Annotated in this window: 13 protein-coding genes; 8 read left to right on the plus strand and 5 right to left on the minus strand. The window is 76.8% G+C overall.

All coding sequences use genetic code 11. The features are described 5' to 3' along the window. Window positions 1–142: 142 nt before the first annotated feature. The 7 genes from mtrA (at window position 143) to secA (ending at window position 10,933) form a co-directional block, all read left to right on the plus strand. Window positions 143–826 carry an MtrAB system response regulator MtrA gene (gene mtrA, locus Cpa01nite_RS07650; RefSeq protein WP_203668155.1) on the plus strand — a complete coding sequence of 228 codons (684 nt, stop codon included), beginning with the start codon at window positions 143–145 and terminating at the stop codon, window positions 824–826. Beyond that, on the plus strand, window positions 823–2,718 hold the full coding sequence (gene mtrB, locus Cpa01nite_RS07655; protein ID WP_373307355.1) for an MtrAB system histidine kinase MtrB: 1,896 nt from the start codon (window positions 823–825) through the stop codon (window positions 2,716–2,718). Before mtrA ends, mtrB begins: the two co-directional genes overlap by 4 nt. Beyond that, entirely contained in the window at window positions 2,715–4,445 is a 1,731-nt protein-coding gene (locus tag Cpa01nite_RS07660; RefSeq protein ID WP_203668156.1) for an LpqB family beta-propeller domain-containing protein, read from the plus strand. Before mtrB ends, Cpa01nite_RS07660 begins: the two co-directional genes overlap by 4 nt. Window positions 4,446–4,555: 110 nt before the next feature. Continuing rightward, a complete protein-coding gene (locus tag Cpa01nite_RS07665) occupies window positions 4,556–5,335 on the plus strand; it encodes a ComF family protein (protein ID WP_203668157.1) in 780 nt (259 codons plus the stop codon). Between the two features lie 168 nt (window positions 5,336–5,503). Continuing rightward, entirely contained in the window at window positions 5,504–6,196 is a 693-nt protein-coding gene (gene hpf / locus Cpa01nite_RS07670) for a ribosome hibernation-promoting factor, HPF/YfiA family (protein ID WP_203668158.1), read from the plus strand. A 293-nt stretch (window positions 6,197–6,489) separates the two neighbouring features. Beyond that, window positions 6,490–7,881, plus strand: a complete 1,392-nt coding sequence (locus tag Cpa01nite_RS07675) for a winged helix-turn-helix domain-containing protein (RefSeq protein ID WP_203668159.1) — start codon at window positions 6,490–6,492, stop codon at window positions 7,879–7,881. A 220-nt stretch (window positions 7,882–8,101) separates the two neighbouring features. Continuing rightward, entirely contained in the window at window positions 8,102–10,933 is a 2,832-nt protein-coding gene (gene secA, locus Cpa01nite_RS07680) for a preprotein translocase subunit SecA (protein WP_203668160.1), read from the plus strand. Between the two features lie 138 nt (window positions 10,934–11,071). Here the strand turns inward: secA and Cpa01nite_RS07685 are convergent, their stop codons facing one another. After that, window positions 11,072–11,827, minus strand: a complete 756-nt coding sequence (locus tag Cpa01nite_RS07685; protein WP_203668161.1) for an Rv3235 family protein — start codon at window positions 11,825–11,827, stop codon at window positions 11,072–11,074. A 227-nt stretch (window positions 11,828–12,054) separates the two neighbouring features. Here Cpa01nite_RS07685 and Cpa01nite_RS07690 point away from each other — a divergent pair, with 227 nt between their 5' ends. Continuing rightward, complete coding sequence (locus tag Cpa01nite_RS07690; RefSeq protein WP_203668162.1) at window positions 12,055–12,540, plus strand: DUF6912 family protein; 486 nt, start codon at window positions 12,055–12,057, stop codon at window positions 12,538–12,540. Between the two features lie 30 nt (window positions 12,541–12,570). Here the strand turns inward: Cpa01nite_RS07690 and Cpa01nite_RS07695 are convergent, their stop codons facing one another. From Cpa01nite_RS07695 to Cpa01nite_RS07710, 4 genes are all read right to left on the minus strand, one after another. Continuing rightward, complete coding sequence (locus Cpa01nite_RS07695; RefSeq protein WP_203668163.1) at window positions 12,571–13,365, minus strand: inositol monophosphatase family protein; 795 nt, start codon at window positions 13,363–13,365, stop codon at window positions 12,571–12,573. A 248-nt stretch (window positions 13,366–13,613) separates the two neighbouring features. Beyond that, a complete protein-coding gene (rsgA, locus tag Cpa01nite_RS07700; protein WP_203668164.1) occupies window positions 13,614–14,660 on the minus strand; it encodes a ribosome small subunit-dependent GTPase A in 1,047 nt (348 codons plus the stop codon). 34 nt (window positions 14,661–14,694) lie between these two features. After that, window positions 14,695–15,996 carry a 3-phosphoshikimate 1-carboxyvinyltransferase gene (gene aroA / locus Cpa01nite_RS07705; RefSeq protein ID WP_203668165.1) on the minus strand — a complete coding sequence of 434 codons (1,302 nt, stop codon included), beginning with the start codon at window positions 15,994–15,996 and terminating at the stop codon, window positions 14,695–14,697. A gap of 145 nt (window positions 15,997–16,141) precedes the next feature. Beyond that, window positions 16,142–16,747: a DoxX family protein gene (locus Cpa01nite_RS07710; protein WP_239068622.1), complete on the minus strand. Its 606-nt coding sequence runs from the start codon at window positions 16,745–16,747 to the stop codon at window positions 16,142–16,144. Window positions 16,748–16,811: the final 64 nt, after the last annotated feature.

Consider the following 16,811-nt stretch of genomic DNA (forward strand, 5'->3'; position numbering starts at 1 on the left):
GCCGGACCGCCCCTGCGGGGCCGCCCGGCGTGGCTGACGGCCATCGTGCCACGTCAGGTCCCGGTGCGGGGGTGCTGCTCCGTCCGGGCGCCGTGCGGCGCCGGTCGCCCGGTCCGGGCCGCCGTTCTGCGATCATGGGGAGATGAAGGGACGCGTTCTCGTGGTCGACGACGACACCGCCCTGTCCGAGATGATCGGCATCGTGCTCCGCTCCGAGGGGTTCGAGCCGGTGTTCTGCGCGGACGGGGACGAGGCCCTGGACACGTTCCGGGCGTCGCAGCCGGACCTCGTGCTGCTCGACCTCATGCTGCCGGGCAAGGACGGCACCGAGGTCTGCCGGCTGATCCGCGCCGAGTCGGGCGTGCCGATCGTCATGCTGACCGCCAAGGCCGACACCGTCGACGTGGTCCTGGGCCTGGAGTCCGGCGCGGACGACTACATCGCCAAGCCGTTCAAGCCCAAGGAGCTGATCGCCCGGGTGCGCGCCCGGCTGCGCCGCAGCGACGAGCCCGCGCCCGAGCACCTGCGGATCGGCGACCTGTCGATCGACGTGACCGGCCACCGGGTCACCCGGGACGGCCAGGTCATCTCCCTGACGCCGCTCGAGTTCGACCTGCTGGTCGCGCTGGCCCGCAAGCCGTGGCAGGTGTTCACCCGCGAGGTGCTGCTCGAGCGCGTGTGGGGCTACCGGCACGCCGCCGACACCCGGCTGGTGAACGTGCACGTCCAGCGGCTGCGCTCCAAGATCGAGGCCGACCCGGAGCGCCCCGAGATCGTCGTGACGGTGCGCGGCGTCGGCTACAAGGCGGGCGCGACCTCGCCGTGAGCACCGGCCCCCGCGGCGGCGTCGCCGGCCGGGCGGCGCGCGCGTGGCGGCTCGCCACGGTGCGCTCCGGGGTCCGGTCGCGCCGCCTGGTCCGCGCCTGGCGCGGCTCGCTGCAGGCGCGGGTCATCACGCTCACGCTCGCGGCGGGCCTGCTGGCGCTCGCCGTGCTCGGCGGCTACCTCTCCGTGAGCGTGCGCGACGGCCTGTTCACCCAGCGGGTCGACCAGGTGCTCGCCGAGTCGGCGCGCGCGGCGTCCCAGGCGCAGCAGACCTTCGACGCGTCGACGGCGACCACGGCCCCCGAGGTGCAGCTGCTCCTGAACGACCTCGTCACGGCCCTGCGCTCGGGCGGCTCCGGGGACCGCGAGGTCTTCATGCTCCGCATCCGCGGGCAGCAGCAGCCGATCCTCGTGAGCAGCGCGGTCACGGACTCGTCGCTGGTCGGCCTGGTGTCGGACGACCTGCGCACGGCGACGGCGGGCGGCGACGGGCAGCGCTGGGAGTCCGTCGCGTGGCCGGCGTCGGCCTCCGGGACCGGGCGCGTCGAGCCGGGCGTCGTGGTCGGGCAGGTGGTGACGGTCCCGGCCGCCGGGTCGTACGAGCTGTACTTCCTGTACTCGCTGCAGGCCGAGCAGGAGCGGCTCGAGTTCCTGCAGAGCGTGCTGGGCATCGGGGCCGTCGCCCTCGTGGCCCTGCTGGTGTCGATGACCTGGCTGGTCACCCGGCAGGTGGTGCATCCCGTGCGGCAGGCGGCGCACGTGGCCGAGCGGATCGCCGACGGCAGCCTCACCGAGCGGATGCCCGTGCGGGGCGAGGACGAGATGGCGCGGCTGGGCCGGTCGTTCAACGAGATGGCCGAGAGCCTCCAGGACCAGATCGACCGCATGGAGCACCTGTCGGCGATGCAGCGCCGGTTCGTCTCCGACGTGTCCCACGAGCTCCGCACGCCGCTGACCACCGTGCGGATGGCCGGCGAGATGATCTACGAGTCCCGCGACGACTTCGACCCGGTCGTGCGCCGCTCGGCCGAGCTGCTGCAGCAGCAGCTGGACCGGTTCGAGGACCTGCTGGGCGACCTGCTGGAGATCAGCCGGTTCGACGCGGGGGCCGCGGTGCTGGACGCGGAGGCGCGGGACGTCCGGGACGTCGTCGGCGCGGCGGTCGACCAGGCCGTGCCGCTGGCCGCCGCCAAGGGGTCGTGGCTGTCGATCACGCAGCCCGAGGGGCCGTGCCTCGCCGACGTGGACCCGCGCCGGGTGGAGCGGGTGCTGCGGAACCTGCTCGTCAACGCGATCGAGCACGCCGAGGGCAGCGACGTCGAGGTGACGGTGGGCGCCGACGACCGCGCCGTGGCCGTGACCGTGCGCGACCGCGGCGTGGGCATGACCCGCGACGAGGCCGCGCACGTCTTCGACCGGTTCTGGCGGGCCGACCCCGCGCGCGCCCGGACGACCGGCGGCACGGGCCTCGGGCTCGCGATCTCGCTCGAGGACGCGCACCTGCACGGCGGGTGGCTCGAGGCGTGGGGCCGCCCCCGGCAGGGCGCGTGCTTCCGCCTGACGCTGCCGCGGCGGGCCGGGATCACGCTGGAGTCCTCCCCGCTGCCGCTGGAGCCGCCCGCGGAGGCCGAGCGCGCCCAGCACCGCGAGCTCGACGCCGACCGGCCCGACCCCGCCGCCCTGCCCGACCTGCCGCCGACCACCGGCTCGTTCGACGTGGTCGAGCGGGCGAGGGAGGCGCAGCGGGCGGTCGAGCGGCGGCGCGAGCAGGAGGCGGCCGCGCGCGACGCCGCCGCGGCCGGCGCCACCGCGCCCGACGCCACCGCGGCCGCGCGGCCCGACCCCGAGCCCGCCCGCCGCGGCGGCCCCGACCGACCGGGGGAGACCCGATGACCGCCCGTGCCCCGGCCCCGGCGACGACCCGCCGCGCCGTCACCGCCGCGGCCCTGGCGGTGCTCCTCGCGACCCTGTCCGCCTGCGTCGGCATCCCGACCTCCGGCCCCGTCGGCGTGGGGGTCGAGGGCGTGAGCGAGCAGGGCGTCGTCGAGCTGCTGGGCGACCCGCCGCCGCAGGACGGCACGCCCGAGGACATCGTCCGCGGGTTCCTCGGCGCGAGCGCCGCGGGCTTCAGCCGCGAGTCGGCGTCCTCGGACGCGGCCGACGACTTCCGCAACGCCCGCGAGTACCTGTCGGGGGAGACCCGGCGGTCCTGGAACCCGCGTGAGCAGGTGCTCGTGTACGCCACGGCGTCGAGCCCCGACATCCAGCTCCGCGGCGAGTCCCAGGTACGGGTCGACGTGCGGGTCGCCGCGCGGATCGACGCCGACGGCCGGTACGCGCAGGGCGGGCCCGACGCGCGGGAGTCGCTGACCTTCGACCTCGTGCAGGACAGCGAGGGCCAGTGGCGCATCTCCGGCCTGGAGGACGGCGTGGTGCTGTCCGAGCCGAACTTCGAGGCGATCTACCGCTCCGCGACGCTGTACTTCCTGTCGCAGGACCAGCAGTTCCTGGTGCCCGAGACCCGGTGGTTCCCGGTGCGCAACCTCGCCACGTCCGTGGTGCGCTCGCTCATCGCCGGCCCCTCCGGGTGGCTCAGGGACGCGGTGCGCAGCGCCGTGCCGGAGGGCGCGGTGCTGCAGCCGGACGCGGTCTCGGTCGACGACGAGGGCGTGGCGACCGTCAGCCTCGCGGCCGGCGGCCTGCCCGCCGAGCCCGAGGACCGCGCCCTGATGCAGGCCCAGCTCGAGGCGTCGCTGCGGATCGCGCGGGTGCGCACCGTGGACGTGAGCGCGGGCGGCGTCGAGATGGACGCCGAGGCGGCCGAGCTCGAGCGCGGCCAGGACTGGGGCGGGTCGCTCGAGGCGGTGCAGGACGGCGCGCTCGTGCAGATGTCGGCCGGCGAGCTCGAGCCCGTCGAGGGCGTCGGGTCGCTCGCCGGCCTGGACGCCCGGGACCCGGCACGGGACGGGTCGGGGGACCTGCGGGTCATGCTCTCCGGGCCCGATCGCCTGGTGACGGTCCCGACGGCCGACGACGGGCCGGCGCAGCTGCTCAGCGGCACCGACCTGGTCGGCCCGTCCGTCGACCGGCTCGGCTGGGTGTGGACCGCCTCCCGCGCGGAGCCCGGCGCGCTCCTGGCGGTCGACGACCGCGGCGGCGTGGTCGACGTCGACGCGGAGTGGCTGGCCGACCGCACCGTGCGCTCGCTGCGGGTCGCGCGGGACGCCACCCGGGTCGCCGTCGTCTCCGAGGGCGCGGACGGGGTGCGGGTCGACGTCGCGTCGATCGTGCGCGACGACTCCGGCACGCCGCAGGTCCTCGGCGAGGCGTGGCGCACCGGCGTGACGCTGACGGACGCCACGCGGGTCGTGTGGGTCGACGAGGGGACGCTCGGCGTGCTCGGGCGGTCGGGGAGCACGACCACCGCCGTCTACCACCTGGTGCCGCTGTCCGGCGAGGTGCAGACGCGCCCGGCGCTCGCGGACGCGGTCGACATCGCCGGCGGGAAGGGCGACAGCGCCCTGTACCTCGCGACGGCGGAGGGCGAGCTGTTCGCCCGGGCGGGCTCGAGCTGGGCGTCCGTGGGCGAGGGCGTGCGGGACCCGGCCTTCGCGGGCTGACGCGCGGGAGGGGACGACCGGGACGACCACAGGGTCCGCGGGCGCGCCGGTACCCCGGTGGCCTGGGGACGCGCGGCTCGGCCGGCCGGCCGCGCCGGGAGCCTGGTGCCGTGACCGCGACGACCGCGCGGGCCGTCGCCCGCGAGCTGCTCGACCTCGTGCTGCCCGTGACCTGCGCCGGCTGCGGCGCCCCCGGCCGGGCGCTGTGCGCCGCGTGCCTGCACCGGTTCGCCGGACCGCCGCGCCGGTGCGAGCGCGCCGCCGGGCGGCTCGACCGGATGGACGGCACGGTGCTCCCGGTCTGGGCGCCGGCGGCGAACGACGGTCCGGTGCGGCGCGCGGTCGTGGCGTGGAAGGACGGCGGGCGCGCGGACGTGACGCCGTGGTTCGCCGCGGTGCTGGCCCGCGCCGCGCCGGCGCTGGACCTGGCGGGCGAGCCGGACGCGCCGGGGCCTCGGCGCGCAGGGGACGGCGGCGCCCGGCCGCTGCTCGTGGTCGGCGCCCCGCCGTCCCCGCGGGGGCGGGCGCGGCGCGGCGAGGACCTCGTCGGGGCGCTCGCGGCGGCGGTGGCCGCGGCCCTCCCGCCCGCCGCCGCGGTGCCCGCCCTGCGCCTCGCCGGCGGCGGGCGCGACCAGGTCGGGCTCGGCGTCCGGGGCCGCGCGGCGAACCTCGCCGGCCGGGTCCGGGTCCGCCCCCGGGCGCGCGCCGCGCTGGCCGGCTCCCGGGTGCTGCTCGTGGACGACGTGCTCACCACCGGGGCCACGCTGGCGGCGTGCCGCGCGGCGCTGGAGTCCGCGGACGTGCAGGTCGCGGGCGCGCTGGTGCTCGCGGTCACCCGTCCGCCGGGTTCCCCGACCGCCTGGTTGGAAGCCTCGCCGGACCCGGGCTAGCGTGGACCCCCAACAGCACCGGGCGGCATCGCCGTCGCCCGGTACCGGGACTCGACGGGCACGCCCCGCACGAGGAGGTGGTGCCGCAGACCAGCGCCCCGCGAGGGCGCACCGAGCACGCTGCCGGGCGGGTCGCGCACCCGCCCCCGGACCTCCCGGAGGTACCCCATGGAGATCGTCGTCGCCGGCCGTCACACCGACGTCCCCGAGCGGTTCCGTCAACACGTGACGGACAAGCTCGCCAGGCTCGAGCAGCTCGCGCCCCGCGCGCAGCGCATCGACGTCGAGGTGACCCACGAGCCCAACCCCCGGCAGGCCGCGGCCGCCGAGCGGGTCGAGCTGACCGTGGTGGGCAAGGGACCGGTGATCCGCGCGGAGGCCTGCGCGGACGACCGGTACGGCGCCTTCGACCTGGCGATCGACAAGCTCGCGGAGCGCCTCCGCCGGGCGCGCGACCGGCGCAAGAGCCACCGCGGCAAGGTCCCCACGCCGGTCAGCGACCCGCTGCCGTCGCTCGACGAGCTGGAGCCGGAGCCCGAGGCCGCCGCGCCGCAGCCCTCCGAGGACGGCGTGGTCGAGACGACGCTCGGCGACTCGCCGGTGGTCATCCGCGAGAAGGTGCACGCCGCCCAGCCGATGACGATCGACGACGCGCTCTACGAGATGGAGCTGGTCGGGCACGACTTCTTCCTGTTCGTCGACGCCGAGACGGCCCAGCCGTCCGTGGCGTACCGCCGGCGCGGCTGGAGCTACGGCGTCATCAAGCTGGACGCCGCCGTGACGAGCATGGGATCGGGCGAGGCCGCCGCGACGCAGGCGGGCGGGGTCGCCACCCCGGCGGCCGCCGTGGCCCAGCGCTGACCGCAGGCCGCCCGCACCAGGCACCGCGCCCGCCGACGACCCTCCGGTCGGCGGGCGCGGTCGTGCCCGGGGCAGGGCGCCGCGGCGCCGCGGCGCGAGGCCAGGACCCGCGCGCCGCGGTCGCGGTGCCGCCGACCGCCGCCCTTGCCGAGTCTCCACCTCCGGATTGCGGATCGACGCGTCGGTACACGCAGGAGATGCAGACTCGGCGAGCTGTGCGGCGCGGGACGTGCGGCGCGCGGGACGCGCGGCGCCGCGGGGCGGGTGTCGGTGGTCGGCGGCACGATGGGGCGATGGCCACCAGCACCGACGCCGCGCCGGTCCCCGCCCAGGACTCCGCGCCCGCGCCCGCCGCCCCCGGGCGCCGGCTCGCCGCCGCGCGCCGGGGCCCGACCGGATCGGCCCACCGGCCCTCGGGGTCCCTGTCGCTGTCCCAGGCCCGCCGCGTCGCGCTGCGCGCCCAGGGCCTCGACCGCCCGCGCGCCGAGCGCACCGGCCCGGCCACGATGCGCCAGCTCCAGCAGGTCGTCGACCGGCTGGGCCTGCTGCAGATCGACTCGGTCAACGTCGTCGCCCGGGCGCACCTGGTGCCGACGTTCTCCCGCGTCGGCCCGTACGACACCGCGCTGCTCGACCGGGCGGCGGGCCGGGCGCCGCGGCGGCTCGTGGAGACGTGGGCGCACGAGGCCTCGTACGTGCCGCCGGAGACCTACGCGCTGCTCGGCTGGCGCCGCCGCGCCTACCTGACGTACGCCTGGGGCTCGATCAAGGACGTCCCGCTCGACCACTCGCCCCTGGTCGAGGACGTGCTGGCGATGATCGCCGCGGACGGGCCGCTCACCGCGAGCGAGGTGCACGCGCGCGTCGAGGGGCCCGCGCCGCGCGACCGGACCGAGTGGGGCTGGAACTGGACGGCCGCCAAGCGCGTGCTCGAGTACCTGTTCTTCACCGGCCAGGTGGCGTCGGCCCGACGCAACGCGCAGTTCGAGCGCTGCTACGACCTGACCGACCGGGTGCTGCCGCCCGAGGTGCTGGCCGCGCCCGAGCCGGACGACGACGAGGCGGTGCGGGCGCTGCTGCGGATCGCCGCCCGCGCGCACGGCGTCGCCTCCGAGCGGTGCCTGCTCGACTACTTCCGCATCCGGGGCCCGCGCGCCCGCGCCGCCGTCCGCGACCTGGTCGAGGAGGGCACGCTCGTGCCGGTGCGGGTCGCCGGCTGGGACCGGCCGACGTACCTGCACGCGGACGCCGACCTGCCCCGCCGCGCCACCGGCCGCGCGCTGCTCAGCCCGTTCGACCCGCTGGTGTTCGAGCGCCGCCGGCTCGAGGAGCTGTTCGGCCTGCGGTACCGCATCGAGATCTACGTGCCCGAGGCGCAGCGCGTGCACGGGTACTACGTGCTGCCGTTCCTGCGCGGCGAGCGGCTCGCGGCGCTCGTGGACCTCAAGGCCGACCGCCGGGCCGGGCTGCTGCGGGTGCACGCCGCGCACCCCGCCGAGCCCGCCGGGGCGGTGCCGGGCGCGGATCCGGACGCGTCGCCCGGCGCGGTGGCGGAGGACCTGGCGGCCGAGCTGCGGCTGCTCGCGGCGTGGCTCGGGCTGGACGACGTCGTGGTGGGGGACCGGGACGGCACGCCGCGCGGCACGCTGGCCCCGGTGCTGGCCGGGGCGCTGGCCGCGGGCTGACGCCCCGCCCGCCCGCGTGCGGGCCGCCGCGTGCCGATGCGCGCCCACCGCGGGGATCCGCTCGCCCCCGCGACTGCGCGCTCGGAGCCGTCCGCCGCGCGGGTGGCCGGGTTGCTGCACGTCGCCGCGCCTCACCTACGATGGTCGGGGCCCGGCTGTGCGGTCGGGACGCCGGGACGCCGCACGTGGCCACGTGCGGCGCAGCGAGTCGGGAGTGCACGTGCCTGCGATCCTCGAGAAGGTCCTCCGCCTGGGCGAGGGACGGATCCTCAAGAAGCTGTCGGGCGTGGCCCAGCAGGTCAACGCGCTGGAGGACAGCTTCACGTCCCTGTCGGACGCGGAGCTCCGCGAGGAGACCGACCGGTTCAAGGCGCGGCTGGCCGAGGGCGAGAAGCTCGACGACCTCATGGCCGAGGCGTTCGCCGCGGTGCGCGAGGCCGCGCGCCGCACGCTCGGGCAGCGGCACTTCGACGTCCAGCTGCAGGGCGGCGCCGCGCTGCACTGGGGCAACATCGCCGAGATGAAGACCGGTGAGGGCAAGACCCTCGTGGCGACCGCGCCGGCCTATCTCAACGCGCTCACCGGCAAGGGCGTGCACGTCGTCACGGTCAACGACTACCTGGCGAGCTACCAGGCCGACCTGATGGGCCGGGTCTACCGGTTCCTCGGCCTCACCACGGGCGTCATCGTCGCCGGCCAGACCCCGGCCGAGCGCCGCGTGCAGTACGCCGCCGACATCACCTACGGCACGAACAACGAGTTCGGCTTCGACTTCCTGCGCGACAACATGGCCTGGAGCTCCGAGGAGCTCGTGCAGCGCGGCCACCACTTCGCGATCGTCGACGAGGTCGACTCGATCCTCATCGACGAGGCGCGGACCCCGCTCATCATCTCCGGCCCCGCGTCGGGCGACGTCAACCGCTGGTACGCCGAGTTCGCGAAGGTCGTCCGCCGGCTGCAGCCCGAGCGCGACTACGAGGTCGACGAGAAGAAGCGCACCGTCGGCGTCCTGGAGCCGGGCATCGAGCGCGTCGAGGACTACCTCGGCATCGACAACCTCTACGAGTCCCTCAACACGCCGCTGATCGGCTTCCTCAACAACGCCATCAAGGCGAAGGAGCTGTTCAAGCGCGACAAGGACTACATCGTCGACAAGGGCGAGGTGCTCATCGTCGACGAGCACACCGGCCGCGTCCTGCCCGGCCGCCGGTACAACGAGGGCATGCACCAGGCCATCGAGGCCAAGGAGGGCGTGCCGATCAAGGCGGAGAACCAGACGCTCGCCACGATCACGCTGCAGAACTACTTCCGGCTGTACGACAAGCTCGCCGGCATGACCGGTACCGCCGAGACCGAGGCGGCGGAGTTCCAGGGCACGTACAAGCTGGGCGTGGTGCCGATCCCGACCAACCGGGGCATGCAGCGCATCGACCAGCCCGACCTCGTCTACAAGGCGGAGGAGGGCAAGTACGACGCCGTCGTCGCGGACATCGTCGAGCGGCACGCGAACGGCCAGCCCGTCCTCGTCGGCACCACGAGCGTCGAGAAGTCCGAGATCCTGTCGAAGAAGCTCCGCAAGGCGGGCGTCCCGCACGAGGTGCTGAACGCGAAGCAGCACGCCCGCGAGGCCTCGATCGTCGCGCAGGCCGGCCGCAAGGGCGCCGTCACGGTCGCCACCAACATGGCCGGCCGCGGCACCGACATCATGCTCGGCGGCAACGCGGAGTTCATGGCGGTCGCCGACCTCGCCGCGCGCGGGCTCGACCCGAACGAGAGCCCGGAGGAGTACGAGGCCGCCTGGCCCGACGCCCTCGAGAAGGCCAAGTCCGCGGTCGCCGCGGAGCACGACGAGGTCGTCGAGCTCGGCGGCCTGTACGTGCTCGGCACCGAGCGCCACGAGTCCCGCCGCATCGACAACCAGCTCCGCGGCCGTTCCGGCCGGCAGGGCGACCCGGGCGAGTCCCGGTTCTACCTGTCGCTGCAGGACGACCTCATGCGGCTGTTCAACTCGGGCATGGCCGAGTCGATGATGACGCGCGCCGGGTTCCCCGACGACCTGCCGCTGGAGTCGAAGATCGTGACCCGCGGCATCCGCTCCGCGCAGTCCCAGGTCGAGGCCCGCAACTTCGAGATCCGCAAGAACGTCCTCAAGTACGACGACGTGCTGTCCCGGCAGCGCGAGGTCATCTACGAGCAGCGCCGCCGCGTGCTCGAGGGCGAGAACATGCAGGACCAGGTGCAGCACTTCCTCGAGGACGTCCTGGACGACTACGTGACCGCGGCGACCGCCGAGGGCCACCCGGAGGACTGGGACCTCGACCAGCTCTGGACCACGCTCAAGGCCGTGTACCCGGTGTCGATCGAGGTCGACGAGGTCGTCGAGCAGGCCGGCGGCCTCGGCCGGGTCACCCCCGAGCTGCTCAAGACCGAGCTGCTGTCCGACGCCCGGATCGCGTACCAGGAGCGGGAGACGTCGCTCGGGGAGCCGAACATGCGCCAGCTCGAGCGACGCGTCGTGCTCTCGGTCCTGGACCGCAAGTGGCGCGAGCACCTCTACGAGATGGACTACCTCAAGGAGGGCATCGGGCTGCGCGCGATGGCCCAGCGCGACCCGCTGATCGAGTACCAGCGCGAGGGCTACCAGCTGTTCCAGGCGATGACCGACTCCATCAAGGAGGAGGCCGTCGGGTACCTGTTCAACCTCGAGGTCAAGGTGGCCGAGGCACCCGCGCAGGCGGCCACCTCCAAGGACGACGTGGCGGCCGACGGTGCGCCGGCCGCGGGTGCCGCCGGCGGTACGGCCGAGCCCGTGCTGGTGGCCAAGGGCATCGACGGCCCGGAGCGCCAGGTGCCGCTGCAGTACTCGGCGCCGAGCGTCGACGGCGACAGCGGGACCACCGTGACCCGCGGCCGTCGCGCCGCCGGCCCGGCCACGTCGGCTCCGGCCGCGCCGGGCGCGACGGCCGGCGACGGCACCGCCGAGGGCGACGACGCCGCGGGCAACCGCGAGGCGCGCCGGAAGGCGGCGAAGCAGCAGCGCCGCCGGGGCTGATCCCCGGCACGGCACCGCTCGGGGCCACCGCACGGACCACGCCGCCCGCCCTCCCGCACCGGAGGGCGGGCGGCGTCGTCGCGGTCGGGGACCGTGCCGTCGGTGCCGGACCGCGCGGTCCGGCACCGACGGCCGGGGTCAGCCCACGACCAGTGCCGCCGCGCGCCAGCGGCCTGTCGATCGGGTCAGCCGCAGCGCGACCGCGCGCACCCGGTCGGCGTGCGCGACGACCACCGTCGCCTCCAGCGTCGCGTCGTCGACCCGGTGCACCCGGACCCGGCGGACGAACGGGCGCCGTGCCACCCCTGCGGGCGCGGATCCCTGGTCCGTCGCGAGGTCCCGGGTGGACGCGGCGGCGTCCAGCACCCGGCCCGCCGGCGCGGTGAGCGCGGCGCGACGCGCGAGGGCGTCGTACACCTCAGGGGTGAGCCAGCGCGCGAGCTGGGCGAGCGGACGGCTCCCGTCGAGCACCTCCACGGCGGCGAGCGCGACCATGCAGCTCGCCTGCCGCGGGTCGAGCCCGGGCGCCCCACCGCCCGCCCCGACCGGCACCCCGCGCGCCGCCCTCGTCGGCTGCTCGCGCCCGCGGGTCCCGGCGGCCCGGGCCGGCGGGACGGGCGTCGACCGCGTGCGCGCCGTGCCGACGACGCGCGGGGTGACCTCGCGCGGCGGTGCGGGTGGCGCGGGCGGAGCCGGCGCCGCAGGGGCCCGCGCCACAAGGGTGCCGGGCGGCCCCTCGGGTGCGACCGGCGCCGCAGCCGGGCCGGCGATCGCCGCAGCCGGGCCGACGGACGCCGCCGCGGCGGGCGGCGCCACCGGGCCCCCGTCCGCGACGGCCGGCGGTGGCAGCGGCGGGGGAGCGGGGACGAGGCGCACGTCGACGGCGGTGCTCACGGCAGCTCCGTCGTGGTGGGGTCCGGTCGGGGTGAGCTCATGGTGTCCTCCGTGGTCGGTCGGCCCGCGCAGCAGCGGCACAGATGTACCGCGCCGCCCGGCGGCCCGCCAAGGACGTCCTGCGAGCCTGGGGACAACTCCCGGCGGGTCGCGCCCGGCGTGCCCGGGCTCGCCCCGGTTCGTCCGCGTTGCGCCGCGCGGCGTCGCTGACCGGGCACACTGGACCCGTGCGCCTCTACCTGCCTGCCACCCTGGACGAGCTCGACGACCTGCTCCGGAACAGCACCCCGCTCGCGGCCCCGCGCCGCGCGCACGCGGTCACGCCCGCGCTGACCGCGCTGCTGCCCGACGAGGACGAGGAGGGCGTCGAGTTCGCGGCGCAGCTGATGGCTGCGGACGACGCGCTGGTGCTGCTGGCGTCGCGGCCCGACGCCCCCGGCCTGCGCCTGGTCGTGACCGTCGAGGTGCCGGACGACGCCGTGCGGGAGGGCGCGCCGGACGCGTCCGCCGGCGTGGACGACGAGGCCGCCAGCCTGGTCACCCTCACCGCGCCCGCGACCCTGGACGACGTCGTGTGCGTGCACGTCGACGAGCCCGCGGCGAAGGCCGAGGTGGCCCGCGCCCTGGACGGCGACGACGACGCCCTCGACTCCCTCGCCGAGCGGGACCTGCTCTGGTACGACGCGACGGAGCTCACGCGCATCCCGCGCTGACCTCCGGACGCCCCGGTCCCGGCCGGCCGCTCAGTGCTCGATCAGCGGGTCCAGCACCTGGAGCGCCGCGCCGTGCAGCCGGCCGTTCGACACCAGCGCGCTGCCGCCGAACGGCCCGTCGACGCCCTGCACCGACGTGAACCGCCCGCCGGCCTCGGTGACGATCGGCACGAGCGCGGCCATGTCGTGCAGCGCGAGCTCGGGCTCGCAGGACAGGTCCACGGCGCCCTCGGCGACGAGCACGTGCGACCAGAAGTCGCCGTACGCGCGGGTCCGCCACACCTTCCGGGTCAGGTCGAGGAAGTGCCCGAGCCGGTCCTGCTCCTCCCAGCCGCTCAGGCTGGAGTAGGACAGCGACGCGTCCTGCAGCCGCCCGACCTCCGACACGTGCAGCCGGGTCGCCGCGGCCAGCGACCGGCCGGTCCAGGCGCCGGACCCGACGGCGGCCCACCAGCGCCGGCCGAGCGCGGGCGCGCTCACCAGGCCGACCACGACCTCGTCCCCGTCGAGCAGCGCGATCAAGGTGGCCCAGACGGGCACGCCGCGCACGAAGTTCTTGGTGCCGTCGATCGGGTCGACCACCCAGCGTCGCGGGCCGTGGCCGGTGTCGGGGAGCTCCTCGCCGTGCACCGCGTCGCGCGGGCGGGCGCGGGACAGCTGCGCCCGGATCAGCTCCTCGGCGGCGCGGTCGGCGTCGGAGACGGGGGTGAGGTCGGGCTTGGTCTCGACCCGGAGGTCCAGCGCCTTGAACCGCGACATCGTGAGCGCGTCCACCTGGTCGGCGATCACGTGGGCGAGGCGCAGGTCGTCGTCGTACCGGGTCATGGGGGCCAACCTATCCGGCCGCGGACGCGTGACGCCGCGCACGGCCACGTCACCGGCCCGGCGTCGGGACGCCGAGCGTGCAGTAGATGCGGGGTTCCGGGTGGCGGAACCCCGCATCTGCTGCAAGTTCGGCGCAGCGGCGCAGCGGCGCAGCGGCGCAGCGGGCCGGCGGGCGCAGCGGGCCGGCGGGCGCAGGGGGCAGGTGCGCAGGAGCGCGGCGGGGCTGCGTGCCGCGGGCCCCCGGGCCCTCAGCCCGCCTCGGGGGAGCCCGACCGGCTGACGAGCAACCGCCGGAACGAGTCGACCCGCGCGGTCCGGGCCGCGCGCGCCTCGTCGTCCGGCGACGCCTCGACCCACTCGTCCAGGGCGCAGTCCGGGGCGTCGGCGGCGTGCGTGCAGCCGCGCGGGCAGTCCTCGGCGACCTCGGCGAGGTCGGCGAACGCGCCGAGCAGGTGGTCCGGGTCGACGTGCGCCAGGCCGAACGACCGCACGCCGGGCGTGTCGATCACCCAGGTCCCGGGCTCCCCGGGCACGCGCAGCGCCACGGCCGAGGTCGAGGTGTGCCGCCCGCGGCCGGTGACGTCGTTGACCACGCCGACGGCCCGCAGGGCGTCGGGGACCAGCGCGTTGACCAGGGTCGACTTGCCGACGCCCGAGTGCCCGACGAGCACGGACATCCGCCCGGCGAGCGCCTCGCGCACCTCGTCGAGCCCCTCGATCGCGGCCTCGTCGGTGCGCGAGCTCACGACCACCCGCACCCCGATCGGCTCGTACAGCGCGCGCAGCGGCGCCGGGTCCGCGAGGTCGGCCTTGGTCAGGGCCAGCAGCACGTCCATGCCCGCGTCGTAGGCGGCGACGACGCACCGGTCGATCATCCGGGTCCGCGGCTCGGGGTCGGCGAGCGCGGTCACGACCACGAGCTGGTCGGCGTTCGCGACGATGACGCGCTCGACCGGGTCGGTGTCGTCGGCGGTGCGGCGGAGCACCGTGCTGCGCTCGACGATCCGCACGATCCGGGCGAGCGAGCCCTCGGACCCGGAGGTGTCGCCGACCAGGTCCACCCGGTCGCCGGGGACGACCCGCTCGCGGCCGAGCTCACGCGCCTTCATGGCCACGGCGACCCGCTCGTCGGGGCCGTCGGCGTCGACCAGCACGGTGTACCGGCCGCGGTCCACGCCGGTGACCAGCGCGCGGTCGGCGTCGGCGTGCTCCGGGCGGGTCTTGGTACGGGGGCGGGTGCCCCGGCGGCTGGGCCGGACGCGGACGTCCGACTCGTCGAGCGCGCGGCGGGCCACGGTCAGCGGCCCCCGGCCGCGTCGCGCCGGCCGGTCACGCCAGCATCCCGTCCCACAGGCCCACGAAGTCCGGGATGGTCTTCGCGGTCGTGGCGACGTCCTGCACCTCGACCCCCGGGACCGCGAGCCCGAGCAGCGCGCCGAACGTCGCCATCCGGTGGTCGGCGTAGGTGCGCACGGTGCCGCCGTGCAGCGGGCGCGGCGTGACGACCAGGCCGTCGGCGGTCTGCTCCGCCTGGCCGCCCAGCCGGGTGATCTCGGCGGACAGCGCGGCCAGCCGGTCGGTCTCGTGCCCGCGCAGGTGCGCGATGCCGCGCAGCCGGGTGGGGGAGTCGGCGAGCGCGGCGAGCGCGGCGATGGTGGGGGCGATCTCGCCCGCGGCGTGCAGGTCGAGGTCGACGCCGCGGACCCGGCCCGTGCCGGTCACCGCCAGCACGTCGCCGTCGAGCCGGGTCGTCGCGCCCATCTGCTCGAGGATCCCCGGCAGCAGGCCCCCGGGCTGGGTGGTGGCGGCGGGCCAGCCCGGCACCCGCACGGTGCCGCCGGCGACCAGCGCGGCGCAGAGGAACGGCGCGGCGTTCGACAGGTCCGGCTCGACCCGGACGTCCCGGGCGGCGACCGGCCCCGGCTCGACCTGCCAGACGGTGGGCACCGAGTCGTCGACGGCCACGCCCGCGGCGCGCAGCACGGCGACGGTCATCTCGATGTGCGGCAGGCTCGGCAGCGTCGGGCCGGTGTGCCGGACGGTGAGGCCGCGCGCGAACCGCGGTGCGGTGAGCAGCAGGCCGGACACGAACTGCGACGAGCCCGACGCGTCGACGTCGACGACGCCGCCCTCGACCGACCCGGTGCCCGTGACCGTGAACGGCAGGTGGCCGGGCTCGCCGTGCTCGGTCACGCCGACGCCGAGCGCCCGCAGCGCCGCGAGCACCGGGCCCATCGGCCGCAGCCGCGCGCCGGCGTCGCCGTCGAACCGGACCTCGCCGTCGGCCAGCGCGGCGACCGCGGGCAGGAACCGCATGACGGTGCCGGCCAGGCCGCAGTCGACCGCGCGCGGCCCGCGGAACGCCCCGGGGGTGACCACCCAGTCCCCGGGCGCCTCCGGGTCGTCCTCGATCGTGGTGCCGAGGTCGCGCAGCGCCTGCGCCATCAGCAGGGTGTCGCGGGAACGGAGCGCGCCGCGCAGCCGGCCGGGGCCGTCGGCGAGGGCCGCGAGCACCAGGTAGCGGTTGGTCAGCGACTTGGACCCGGGCACCTCGACCGTCGCGTCCAGCGGGCCGGGCGCCACGGGGGCGGGCCAGTCGGGCGCGGTGGTGGGGGCGACCTCGGAGCTCATGCCGGCCAGGCTATCGGGGCTCGCCGTCGCCTCGGCGCCGCCGTCCGCCACCCGGCCCGCCGCGCGGGCTGCGCCGGAGGCCTGCGGGGCAGGCCGGCGAGCGCCTGATCCGGGCGCGAGGTCACGCGGCCGGGCGCCGGGCGGCTCAGTGCACCGCGTCCGCGATCTTCTTCGACGCGGCCTTCTTCGAGGCCGCGGCGGTGGCGGCGGCGGCGGCCGCCTTCGCGGTGGCGGCCCGGGTGGCGCGGGCGTGCTCGACGCGCCAGCGCACGGACGGGCGGCCCGCGGTGTCGGCGGCGGCGATCAGTGCCCCGCCGGTGAGCGTCAGCCCGCGCAGGAACCGGGTCCTCCGCTCCTGCTTGTCCTGCTCGGAGAGCGCGCGGCGCTCCTTGCGCGAGGCCGGGGCGTCGGCGGCGGCGAGCGGCAGCGTGAGGGCGGCCAGCGTCAGCGCCGCGACGCGCGGGGCGCGCCCGGTCGCCAGCAGCAGCGCGGCGAGCGCGGTGGCGCCGCCGTGCACCCGCACCACGGTGGCGAGCTGCGCGTCGGACGGGTGCCGGTAGGCGTCCAGGGCGCCGCCGAGGGCGCCGCGGGGGACGGACGCGTCCAGCCGCTCCACCGCGCCCCGCGCCACCGCGACGTGCGCGGCCGGGCGGCGCAGCGCGTCGACCCCCTCGCTCAGGAACCACGACGCGAACAGCGGTCGGGCGATGCGGCGCAGCAGCATGACGTCCTCCTCCGGGCCGTCCGCCACGCACGGACGCCTGACCACCAACCTAGCGGCGCGCCCTGCTCGCCGCCCCCGGGAATGCTCCGGG

It is taken from the genome of Cellulomonas pakistanensis, from assembly GCF_016862755.1.
GTDB lineage: Bacteria > Actinomycetota > Actinomycetes > Actinomycetales > Cellulomonadaceae > Cellulomonas > Cellulomonas pakistanensis.

Bases quoted from the DNA above. Each gene is read 5' to 3' on its own strand.
- mtrA (WP_203668155.1), top strand. From the start codon at position 143: ATGAAGGGACGCGTTCTCGTGGTCGACGACGACACCGCCCTGTCCGAG.
- Cpa01nite_RS07660 (WP_203668156.1), top strand. From the start codon at position 2,715: ATGACCGCCCGTGCCCCGGCCCCGGCGACGACCCGCCGCGCCGTCACC.
- hpf (WP_203668158.1), top strand. From the start codon at position 5,504: ATGGAGATCGTCGTCGCCGGCCGTCACACCGACGTCCCCGAGCGGTTC.
- Cpa01nite_RS07675 (WP_203668159.1), top strand. From the start codon at position 6,490: ATGGCCACCAGCACCGACGCCGCGCCGGTCCCCGCCCAGGACTCCGCG.
- Cpa01nite_RS07695 (WP_203668163.1), bottom strand. From the start codon at position 13,365: ATGACCCGGTACGACGACGACCTGCGCCTCGCCCACGTGATCGCCGAC.
- aroA (WP_203668165.1), bottom strand. From the start codon at position 15,996: ATGAGCTCCGAGGTCGCCCCCACCACCGCGCCCGACTGGCCCGCCCCC.